The 1,550-nt window shown below is 44.3% G+C and carries 2 protein-coding genes; both read right to left on the bottom strand.

Annotated elements, in window-relative coordinates:
* Nucleotides 1–134 precede the first annotated feature (134 nt).
* The gene (locus R8N28_RS24450) at nucleotides 135–761 is read right to left on the bottom strand and encodes a hypothetical protein (RefSeq protein WP_005483333.1); all 627 of its coding nucleotides are present in this window, start codon (nucleotides 759–761) and stop codon (nucleotides 135–137) included.
* Nucleotides 762–1,097: 336 nt separating this feature from the next.
* Entirely contained in the window at nucleotides 1,098–1,418 is a 321-nt protein-coding gene (locus R8N28_RS24455) for a DOPA 4,5-dioxygenase family protein (protein WP_005455725.1), read from the bottom strand.
* Nucleotides 1,419–1,550: the final 132 nt, after the last annotated feature.

Here is a 1,550-nt window from a genome sequence, read left to right on the forward strand (position 1 = left end):
TTTTTGCCACTGAACAGTTTGCAGTGCCATAGTCAAAGCCAATATACATGAGTCCTCCCACTGACGAAAAAAAGGTCGGCAATGCTAACTCAATGGCACATGAATTACTACTCAAACGGTAGAGCGATTCTCGCTTATTCGCTTTCGGACGTTTCTTTTTTCATGGCAGGTAACACGACGGCTAATAATAACGCTAATAAAAGAAAAGCAGGCGTGAGTTTCAATCCTTGCCAAATTGAGTACGTGTCGTGAAACAGCCAAAAAATTCCTATCGTTAACAAGTAAGCAAAATAGCTGCTGAACACTAAACTCATGGCGACAAAACGCGTGCGATTAATGATGAGGATTCGCACTAAATATTGGCTAAGTAAACTCGCACAATGCATCGCCAGTTGCCAGTTAATGATAAAAAAAGCCAGAGAAACAAATCCAGCTACCAGCATGGCGTCGTGCGTACTAACAATAAAGTAGCTGCCGAAACGGCTCATCATAACAGGATAATTGCCTTCGTAGACGATGGACCAAGAGATCGCATTCGCCACTGCAATATAATTGGCAAAATAGGCAATAGCATAGAAAGTCGTGCGGGAACTAAAAGGTTGAAATACGTCCGCACAATAGCCGCGCCATTCTTCTTGATTAGCGGTGGGGCCAACCCAATTGCGTTTGTGGTCTGGGAGTCGCTCGGCAAATGCAGGGCCATTTCGAAACAGTAGCCAGAAAATATACAGCGCCAATGCAATCAACAGTATCGTCAACATACTCCCCCCTAGAAATGTCTGTGCCACTGCCGTTGCTATTGAGGTCGTAAACTGCACTTCCCTAATTGTCATCGTCATCGCTAACGTCACACATCGTTTAACGCGTATTTAAGCCTTTCTAAGCGATTAGAATTGCGATGATTTTTCTATCTTATATGTTTACTCAGCGAGTAATATTAGTTTTAAAAACGAGCACGCTAACGGTTTTAAACGTGCGAAGGCACACCTTTAGGTCTAGCACACTACGGGATGGATTGCAGGGAAGGAAATAGGAAGAGAGGGAACGCGCCCAAATGATATCGACGTCATACGTCTATACCATTTGGGCAAAAATCGTTAATTTTCTAGCTTTTCTTCGAAAACACCTAGTTCGCGACCTAACCAAATCGCGCTCTCTGTGTGATCACGCAATTCTCGTTCGCTGACCGGGTGAATAAGCACAGAGAAATCCCCACGAATGGTATCTAACCAAGCCAAAAACTCTTCACTGATCGACTCAAGGTGCATTTCAAACATCGGCATCTTGTGCGGGCCGACTAATCTGTCGACCAATGGATACACGCGCAACACATCTTGACGCTCTTGGCGGATGATCTCATTCAGAGCTTGTGCTTTTTCCAATTGTTGCAAAGGAAAGTAAACGTGAACGTGGTACATAACTTCTCCAATCTGAATTCTAAGTGTTGCACTCCCCCGTCGTTCAAAGCCTGTGTAGCCATCTAAACACTGAGCCACACTAGGTTCGAATTAACGCCGCTAAGGCACGTTGGAATCCAAACTTCTTCAATT

Source organism: Vibrio sp. Vb1554, from assembly GCF_033344235.1.

Excerpts from the sequence above, each read along its gene's own strand:
- R8N28_RS24450 (WP_005483333.1), bottom strand. The coding sequence starts at position 761 with ATGTTGACGATACTGTTGATTGCATTGGCGCTGTATATTTTCTGGCTA.
- R8N28_RS24455 (WP_005455725.1), bottom strand. The coding sequence starts at position 1,418 with ATGTACCACGTTCACGTTTACTTTCCTTTGCAACAATTGGAAAAAGCA.